Origin of the sequence: Bacteroides sp. RTP31139st1_H2_RTP31139_211217 (assembly GCF_040227615.1) — a bacterium.
GTDB lineage: Bacteria > Bacteroidota > Bacteroidia > Bacteroidales > Bacteroidaceae > Bacteroides > Bacteroides uniformis.
Map to the genome: position 1 here is coordinate 1 of NZ_JBCNZM010000202.1, position 7,385 is coordinate 7,385.

Below are 7,385 nucleotides of genomic sequence, written 5' to 3' on the forward strand. Positions count from 1 at the left end.
CATTACGGGAGTACAACGAGTTCCTGCAAAAGCAGCTTTCGGAGAAGGAACAGCGGTTTGTGGAGCAGACAGACCGGCTCCGTAAGGTGCAGGATGAGTTATTTACACTGAAGGAGGCTAATTCTGACTTAAAACTGGAACTGGCGCTTAAACGGTGTGAGAGGAAGAAATGCGGTGACAGAGAACCGCAAAACGGCTACTGATTCGCGGAAAGGAAGGTGTTTCACAACAGCTCCCTTTCCCTTAATACTACACAACTTAAAGTTTAAACAAAGGCGTTTGCAAATATATTGTATTTTTATGTAAAACCAAAAATCAAGGAGGAAAATAAGAATGGCGAATGTGTATAAATTAGCGCCGTGGATTCTCAAATGGGAAGGCGGTTTCGTGAATGACCCGGCAGACCTTGGAGGTGCAACGAATATGGGTGTGACTATTGGCACGTGGAAGTCATGCGGCTATGACAAGGACGGTGACGGTGATATAGACGTGGATGACCTGCGTCTGCTTACCCGTGAGGATGTCGTTAACCGGGTGCTCAAACCGCATTATTGGGACAGATGGAAAGCTGACGATATTAAATCGCAATCAGTTGCTAATATCCTTGTCGATTGGGTGTGGGCATCCGGTGTACACGGAATAAAGATTCCTCAACGTTTGCTTGGTGTTACTGTGGATGGCATTGTTGGACCTAAGACACTCGCTGCGGTGAATGCCAGGAACCCGCGTGAGTTGTTCGACATGATTAAGATTGCACGGTTTGATTTCATCGAGGATATATGTAAAAAACGTCCGGCGAACAATAAATTTAAGAGAGGTTGGATGAACCGTATAAATGACATTGCCTATGTTGGCTAAGGTTATGAACTGGGTAAGCCGGCATATATTGCTGGCTCCTTTCATGTGTCTGTTCCTATTGTTATCATGTGGCAGCTCTCATAAAGCTGTCAAGTCCGGTGCAGAAGTAATCAGAAAGGACAGCACGAGTGAATCGGTCGATATCGTACATGGGGCAAGTACCTCTTTGAGCGAACTCATTACCGCTAATGGTAACTATGTGATTGATTTCCGTATCTATGATACAAGAAAACCGCCCGATAGCTTGACCGGGAAATCTCCGTTATTGGCTGACGGTCATGTAGAAGGTGATTTCAATAAGAAGGAGGATAAACAGACGGTAGTAGTTGATACTACGAGTGTCAAGGCTGATAAAAGAACCATTTCCAATATCCGTGAGGAAAAACGGTCAGAAACTATAAAAGAAAAAAAAGAATCCACCTTGCTTAAACAAATTGGTTTTGCTTGTGTTTGTGTAACCGTTTTGATTGTCGTTATGCTGATAGTAAAACATTGGCGCAACAGACAATCTTCATCATAAGACTTTAAATTTATAAATTGGACTGCTCCGGCTTGCGAAAGTCGGAGCAGTTTTATATGTTTACTGTAAAATGCAGTATTTATAAAATATCCTTGTATTTTTTCAAGGCGTTACTCTTCATTTTGTTCTCCTCCTTGGTTAGGGCGAACCCCATATACTTGCAGGTATGGTCGTTACGCAGGATACATATACACATACGCTTATAGGTGGGAATTTCTCGGAACTCTTCTATGTCAATGTCATCCAGGTAGTCCATTCGTACTGGTTTCTTGTCTGTCCTATAGTTGGTACTGTCACCCACCTGGATGGGGATATTGCGGTCTTTCAGCTTCTGTATGACTTCATCACTGAGAACTCCACCCTTTTCCTTCCAAAATTTGATACTGGTTTCCAGCTTGGACTGGTATCTTCTCCTGGTATGTTCCGGCAGGGTCGAAAGCAGGAATTCCATGAATGACTTCCAGGTATATCCATCCGGCAGACGTATCTCTCTCCTTCCAGCAGCACGGGTATTGCCGTAAAGTCCGGCAAAGCCGACTCCGTTTACACGTCCTATCATCCGTCCCCAAGTGTTGGGGTCAATGACCTTGTACAAGGCAAGGCTCTCAATGGCCTCGCTGATGAACGGACTTGCCACCCGTTGCCGGTCAAGGCTTACCCCGGCTTGATAGTAGAGGTCGTATAGTTTATTGTAATCCCATCGGAACTTACCGTTGGCAATCCATATATCCTCCGTTTTCCAGTCGAACAGTGGATATAGGTTATACACATCCTCGCTGATTTTCGTGCTCCATTGGTAATCCTTATATTGCTCTTTCACACCTCGATAGATTGTGCGCCAACGGTTGTAGCTTTCTTGGGTACGTATGCCCACCAGACAGCAGGTACGCCGTGCAGCTTTCCGTTGATGGAGCCAACGGGAAAACTCTGTCTGAAATTCATAGTCCCACATCCTGCGGTTATAGAAAGGGAAATCGTCTACAGTCATTGCGCCCTCCGGCATTTCTCTGACCCATGCTTCCTTTTTTGCTTCGTCCCAGGGACGCCAGTAGTTCTGGTACATGGAGGTACAGGTCGTTACACGGAAAGGCACGCAGACACGGTACACGTCCAGCATGTCCTTGTTTGCCTCCAATACCCGGTCCACATAGTCAATGGTCATACTGTACTGTATCTCATAGTCCATGTGGAACACTCCAATCCTGCGCTTCAGCCGGTTCCTACGCATATAGTCCAGACATAGGTTCAGCAACACTCCGCTATCCTTTCCACCTGAAAAGGAAATGTATATATTGTCGAACTCTTTAAAAATCACTTCCAGTCTTTCCTGGATTAATTCATATACATTCTTTGGGCTCATATGGTGTAAAAAATTATAAGTAGTGACAAAATTAATGCAAAGCCTCAATATTTCCTATAACTTCGGCTTCTATATCATTTGTAATTGGCTTCAATTATCTATATTTGTGCAGGCTAATTCATAAAAACATAAATAGCAATTATGGCAGAAGAAAGTAAATATTCCTATGACGAGGAATCCGTCAAGGCAATAATCGAATGGGCACAAACAACCCAGTTACCCAAGGAGGTGATGCTAAGTGAGGCAGAACATATTTTTGACACCTCTATGTATGTTAATGCGAATATCTGCGATATAAAGCAGCATTATCCGGATGCTTTCTATAATCCGGCCATTGATAGATTGTATCGGTTGAAGGAAGTAATAGAAGGGGCGGTTGAATAAGCTGCCTTTATATTCATAGGCAACAATTCATATCTATTGTGTGTGACATGTCCCGGCTTTCGTCGGGGCTTTTTCATTTATATCCTTTCTTTTATAAAATTCCCTCAAGTCACGTAGGGAATTTCAGAAAAGCAGTTGTCTTTATAGTAGAATCCGGTATATAGTGTTAGTATAGTCCTTCTTTCAGCCATTGCAGTTTCTTTATACTGGATTTACAGAATGTTCCAACATTGTGTGCTCTAATTGATTGTATATATTGAAAGGAACATGCTGGACCTCAGCTTTTATGCGGCTGAGGTTTTGTCGGAGACAAGAGTGCGTTGTTGAACGTGCGATGGAAATATGTGTTTAACCAAATTATTAGTTATGAAAAAAGAGTTTTGTATGGTAATTGCATTTGCTATGGCTTTAGCCGGGTTATTTATGCTTATGTTTATGTCATTTGATTAGTGAATGTCTGTTTGTTGACTGTTTTATAGAAGGGGCAGCTTATTCAGCTGTCTTGTTCCATTTCCCAAGAATTAAGTAATCCATATTGTGTAATTATTCCCCATGTGTGGTACTCAGTTCCACATATTTCCACACATAATTATTCCTTCTTGTTTTTATAATATGCTGATGTATAATGTATTATGTACTGATGTACATCATGGCATATCGTTTGTCCTATAGTTAATACAAAAACTATATTTATTTACTTAAAACTTACGATTATGAAAAAAGTATTGGTAGCATTAGCAATGGTTATGGGATTAGGCAGTTCAGTAGCATTTGCTTACGTGGTTTCTGGAACACAGTCTGTAGAGCAAACTCAGCAAAATCCTCAGGATGAGTTCACAAAAGTGGAAGTAAAAGACTTGCCTCAGGCAGTTATGAATGTCTTGGCTAAGGACTATGAGGGGGCTGTAATAAAGGAGGCTTTCATTTCCGAGAAAGAAACCGGTAAGATTTATAAGGTTGTGTTGACCATCACCAAGGAAAATCAATCCACTGAAGAAGTAACGGTACTTCTGAATGAAAAAGGAGAAACTGTAGAATGAATGGAAACTCTGTAGTGGTTCGGATTCATCTACAGAGATGATTTGAGATACTTTTATGTCTATCTCGTTAATGCGAAAGGGGCGGCTGAATAGTCGCTCTTTTTGTTTATATTGTAATAATAGTTCGTTTCTTTTTTGTCAGAAATTCCTATTATAGAGGGTTGTTTTATACAAAATAATGTTTATATTTGTATTCTAATCCCTATTGTATTATGAATGACAAACAACAACTTCTAATTGATTGTATTTCCCTTCTTCCCGTTATAGGCATTCTGGTTTTGATAACTGTTGCCAATGACCAGCTTGTTACTATGGTTGCTGCCTATGTGCTTTGCGGAGAACTCTTATGTGTATTGGTTAGCAGGATATTAAATTTGTACTATATTGATGTGGCTTTTGTTTGGTTGGGTGGGATTATGCTTTGGCTGTGGTATTGGCTCTGGTTGGAGTCAAGCCATGTAGTGATGGAGATTGTGGAAAGGACAGTTGAATGAATCGCTTCTTTTTCAGTAAAAAATCCCCGTAGCGGCTCAACTACGGGGATGGTGTCAAATAACAGAGTATCAATATGAGATACTAAGTGAGCCTATTTTTTGAGATATGTCTTGTAGTGCATTGTTGAATGTCTGTAATTCTTCTTTAGTAAAGCGTGCCGGTTTCCCGTTTACCAGATTGCCATTTAACCTCTGATATAACCACGAACGGCTCTTGTTGAAATACTTTTTCGCAAGATAGCTTAGAGAAACTATTTCGGCAACTTCTTGTAATTGCAATTTGATTGCACTTTCTTCTATAACGTCCAGTTTCCTATCAATGTTCTGTAAGCGTTCTGATACGAAATCTGCAATAGCTTTTTTATCTTCTTCCGAATTGTACTTGGCGGCTATTTCTCTCATTTTGGTATAGAACTCTGGAGAGTCTGTACCAAGTAGCGGCTTTAATGCCAGTAATTCATCTTTCAGTGCCATATATTTGTTTTTTAGTGCCCTCTCCGGAGAGAGGGACTTTGTTTTACTTCTTTTTTTCTAACTCTTTCAATATTTTGTCGATTGTCAGTAATCGGTCTAATCTTTTATCAATCTCTTTTTCTTGGTTAGTTCCGGTAACTTCGGCAATAAACCTTAGCTGGTCTAATTCTTTTTTGAGGAATGCTCTTTGTATAAGCAGGTCCTTTTTAATTTGTTCGTTACTCATGTTGATTACTTTTGTTATTTGACATTACAAAGATAATAATCTTTTGGTTATTATACAACTATTGCATGAATTATTTTCGTTATTTCGCATATTTTTTCCATATTTGCGGTGCGTTACATACTTTATTGAATAGGAGGAATAGTAATATTCCGACCGTAGAGCTACTGGTGATAAATTTTGCCAGTAGCTTGTGCATATACGGTTCCGACCCCCGTGTGATAGCTTAATGGTTTCACTGTATCCTCCTATTTGAGAATATGTAACGCAACGGGAAAGCGGAACCGTTCTTTTTTCCGCTCCTTAATCCGGTTGCGTTATGGGTAAAACTGAATCATCCTTCCCGAAGCTCACGAAGTCCTTTATTGGATACGGTCACTATCGGCTGATAGTCACGTTTTCCGATTGTGTGAAAACCGCGCTGACGGGAAATATGGACTTAATAGACCGCTTGAACTCCGACATAGAAAAGGAGAGGGAAGAAGCTACTATCGAGGCAATAGCTTTCGTCCAAGAACAATCACTTTAGACTGTCGAAGATTTTTCTCATTGCATCATCCGCATGTTTTCGCATGACCCTAAAATAGTTGAATATTGGTCTATTGGTTTTCATCGACTGGCCGATGCAGTATTCAAGTATTTCTAAGGAGATACCTAATTCAAATCCGTGCTGGACGAATGATTTACGGGCTGAATAATATATCACATGTTTCTTTATGCCAGCTATCTTGGCAAGTTCTTCCATTTTACGTGATACCACGGAGTAGCATTGCCCGAATGTTTTGTACTTGCCAAACACAAGCTTTCCGTTTTTTTGCATGTATTTGTTTATGATTTCTCTGGCTTCCGGTTGGATTGAAAATGCGGTTTTGCTTTCACCGCTTTTCTTGTTCTTTGTTTTCCGTCGGTAATATTCTATCCAATCTTTACGGAAATCAATGTCAAGCATATCTATAAGGTTGATTCCACCGAGGTAATAACTTAGCATAAATATGTCGCGTACTACACCTATGTTGTATTTGGGAATTTCCATATCCCGGATAGCTTTTACTTCGTCAATAGTAAGGTCTAGTTCACGAATATTAGCGGATGGCATTCGGCAGAACTCAAAAGGGTCAATCTCATATTTTACCATATTGTGCTTCTTTGCATAGTTGATAATCACTTTGAGTAATGTCAGATATATTTTGATAGTGGTAGGGGATAACCTCTTATCCTCAAGGTCCATCTCGAAATGCTTTATATTCCGAGGTGTAATCATAGAAAGTAATAAGTCACCTTGTGACTTAATGAAGGACTGGCAGGATAGCCTATATAACTTCTCTGATTTACTTCTTTTCTCTTCTGCGAGTTCAGATAGATAAGAATTCATAGCTGAGGAGAATTTGGCATTGGTATGGTCTTTCTTCTTGATGATGATTTCCCGGAGTTCGGAACATGAATATACATCCACATCATAGATGTTGTCTATGACTTTTTGGTAATGGTTGAGCAGGTTCCGGAGCTTCATGTTCATAGATGCAGCTTCGGGGTGATTGATAACTTGACCATCTTTAAATTGGGACAAGTCATCGATGATACAGTTTGTAGGAATGTATCTGGTACCGGAGTTGTGTGCCAGAGATATTCTTACTTTGTGCTTTCCGTTGATAAGCACTTTAGCTGGTACGATACAAAGTTTAAGTGTTGCCATCTTTTTGTTTAATAAAGTTGCGACAATTTGGTTATTAAAAAATACTGTCCGACAATTGTCCGACAATCAAATTTTGCAACCTGCTGCGAAGTGATGGAAATCTGCTTTTTCCGTAAGTACCTGATACACCTAAAATAAAAGCACTTCCAGCGTTCGCTTACGGAGGAAGTGCTTCACACAAAAACTAAACTAGACTTAACTAAACTATTCTATTGGGGGAGTTTCACAACTCCTATCTGTTCGGTGCAAAGATAAAAAAACATATTTTAGATTTTTCTCGGTTTGACTTAACCGATTGAGAAATAAACTTTTAGCGAATTATTTGAGAAATAGAGGTAA

General features: G+C 40.1%; 10 protein-coding genes and 1 pseudogene. 7 read left to right on the top strand and 4 right to left on the bottom strand.

Annotated features, from left to right (window positions below; genetic code table 11):
• The 3 genes and pseudogenes from ABUA47_RS21625 to ABUA47_RS21635 all read left to right on the top strand — a co-directional run.
• A pseudogene (locus ABUA47_RS21625) lies at nt 1–203 on the top strand (hypothetical protein); the annotation flags it as partial.
• Between the two features lie 130 nt (nt 204–333).
• Nucleotides 334–858: a glycoside hydrolase family 108 protein gene (locus ABUA47_RS21630; RefSeq protein ID WP_117866129.1), complete on the top strand. Its 525-nt coding sequence runs from the start codon at nt 334–336 to the stop codon at nt 856–858.
• On the top strand, nt 848–1,378 hold the full coding sequence (locus tag ABUA47_RS21635) for a hypothetical protein (RefSeq protein ID WP_182012948.1): 531 nt from the start codon (nt 848–850) through the stop codon (nt 1,376–1,378). The genes ABUA47_RS21630 and ABUA47_RS21635 overlap by 11 nt, the downstream gene beginning before the upstream one ends.
• A gap of 79 nt (nt 1,379–1,457) precedes the next feature.
• On the opposite strand, the gene ABUA47_RS21640 is transcribed toward ABUA47_RS21635, so the two are convergent.
• Nucleotides 1,458–2,738, bottom strand: coding sequence for a DUF3440 domain-containing protein (locus tag ABUA47_RS21640; RefSeq protein WP_117866128.1), 1,281 nt, complete (start codon nt 2,736–2,738; stop codon nt 1,458–1,460).
• A 141-nt stretch (nt 2,739–2,879) separates the two neighbouring features.
• Here ABUA47_RS21640 and ABUA47_RS21645 point away from each other — a divergent pair, with 141 nt between their 5' ends.
• The 3 genes from ABUA47_RS21645 (at nt 2,880) to ABUA47_RS21655 (ending at nt 4,656) form a co-directional block, all read left to right on the top strand.
• Entirely contained in the window at nt 2,880–3,122 is a 243-nt protein-coding gene (locus tag ABUA47_RS21645; protein ID WP_117866127.1) for a DUF6965 family protein, read from the top strand.
• A 713-nt stretch (nt 3,123–3,835) separates the two neighbouring features.
• Nucleotides 3,836–4,162, top strand: a complete 327-nt coding sequence (locus tag ABUA47_RS21650; protein ID WP_008664637.1) for a hypothetical protein — start codon at nt 3,836–3,838, stop codon at nt 4,160–4,162.
• Between the two features lie 212 nt (nt 4,163–4,374).
• The gene (locus ABUA47_RS21655; RefSeq protein WP_005837084.1) at nt 4,375–4,656 is read left to right on the top strand and encodes a hypothetical protein; all 282 of its coding nucleotides are present in this window, start codon (nt 4,375–4,377) and stop codon (nt 4,654–4,656) included.
• 69 nt (nt 4,657–4,725) lie between these two features.
• On the opposite strand, the gene ABUA47_RS21660 is transcribed toward ABUA47_RS21655, so the two are convergent.
• On the bottom strand, nt 4,726–5,130 hold the full coding sequence (locus ABUA47_RS21660; RefSeq protein ID WP_117866126.1) for a DUF5053 domain-containing protein: 405 nt from the start codon (nt 5,128–5,130) through the stop codon (nt 4,726–4,728).
• A gap of 43 nt (nt 5,131–5,173) precedes the next feature.
• Nucleotides 5,174–5,356 carry a hypothetical protein gene (locus tag ABUA47_RS21665; RefSeq protein ID WP_117589094.1) on the bottom strand — a complete coding sequence of 61 codons (183 nt, stop codon included), beginning with the start codon at nt 5,354–5,356 and terminating at the stop codon, nt 5,174–5,176.
• Between the two features lie 316 nt (nt 5,357–5,672).
• On the opposite strand from ABUA47_RS21665, the gene ABUA47_RS21670 reads away from it, so the two are divergent.
• A complete protein-coding gene (locus ABUA47_RS21670; RefSeq protein ID WP_117879008.1) occupies nt 5,673–5,882 on the top strand; it encodes a hypothetical protein in 210 nt (69 codons plus the stop codon).
• Here ABUA47_RS21670 and ABUA47_RS21675 read toward each other — a convergent pair.
• Nucleotides 5,874–7,046 carry a tyrosine-type recombinase/integrase gene (locus tag ABUA47_RS21675; protein WP_117589092.1) on the bottom strand — a complete coding sequence of 391 codons (1,173 nt, stop codon included), beginning with the start codon at nt 7,044–7,046 and terminating at the stop codon, nt 5,874–5,876. The genes ABUA47_RS21670 and ABUA47_RS21675 overlap by 9 nt on opposite strands.
• Nucleotides 7,047–7,385: the final 339 nt, after the last annotated feature.

Excerpts from the sequence above, each read along its gene's own strand:
- ABUA47_RS21665 (WP_117589094.1), bottom strand. The coding sequence starts at position 5,356 with ATGAGTAACGAACAAATTAAAAAGGACCTGCTTATACAAAGAGCATTC.
- ABUA47_RS21640 (WP_117866128.1), bottom strand. The coding sequence starts at position 2,738 with ATGAGCCCAAAGAATGTATATGAATTAATCCAGGAAAGACTGGAAGTG.
- ABUA47_RS21635 (WP_182012948.1), top strand. The coding sequence starts at position 848 with ATGTTGGCTAAGGTTATGAACTGGGTAAGCCGGCATATATTGCTGGCT.
- ABUA47_RS21675 (WP_117589092.1), bottom strand. The coding sequence starts at position 7,046 with ATGGCAACACTTAAACTTTGTATCGTACCAGCTAAAGTGCTTATCAAC.
- ABUA47_RS21655 (WP_005837084.1), top strand. The coding sequence starts at position 4,375 with ATGAATGACAAACAACAACTTCTAATTGATTGTATTTCCCTTCTTCCC.
- ABUA47_RS21630 (WP_117866129.1), top strand. The coding sequence starts at position 334 with ATGGCGAATGTGTATAAATTAGCGCCGTGGATTCTCAAATGGGAAGGC.
- ABUA47_RS21650 (WP_008664637.1), top strand. The coding sequence starts at position 3,836 with ATGAAAAAAGTATTGGTAGCATTAGCAATGGTTATGGGATTAGGCAGT.
- ABUA47_RS21670 (WP_117879008.1), top strand. The coding sequence starts at position 5,673 with ATGGGTAAAACTGAATCATCCTTCCCGAAGCTCACGAAGTCCTTTATT.
- ABUA47_RS21660 (WP_117866126.1), bottom strand. The coding sequence starts at position 5,130 with ATGGCACTGAAAGATGAATTACTGGCATTAAAGCCGCTACTTGGTACA.
- ABUA47_RS21645 (WP_117866127.1), top strand. The coding sequence starts at position 2,880 with ATGGCAGAAGAAAGTAAATATTCCTATGACGAGGAATCCGTCAAGGCA.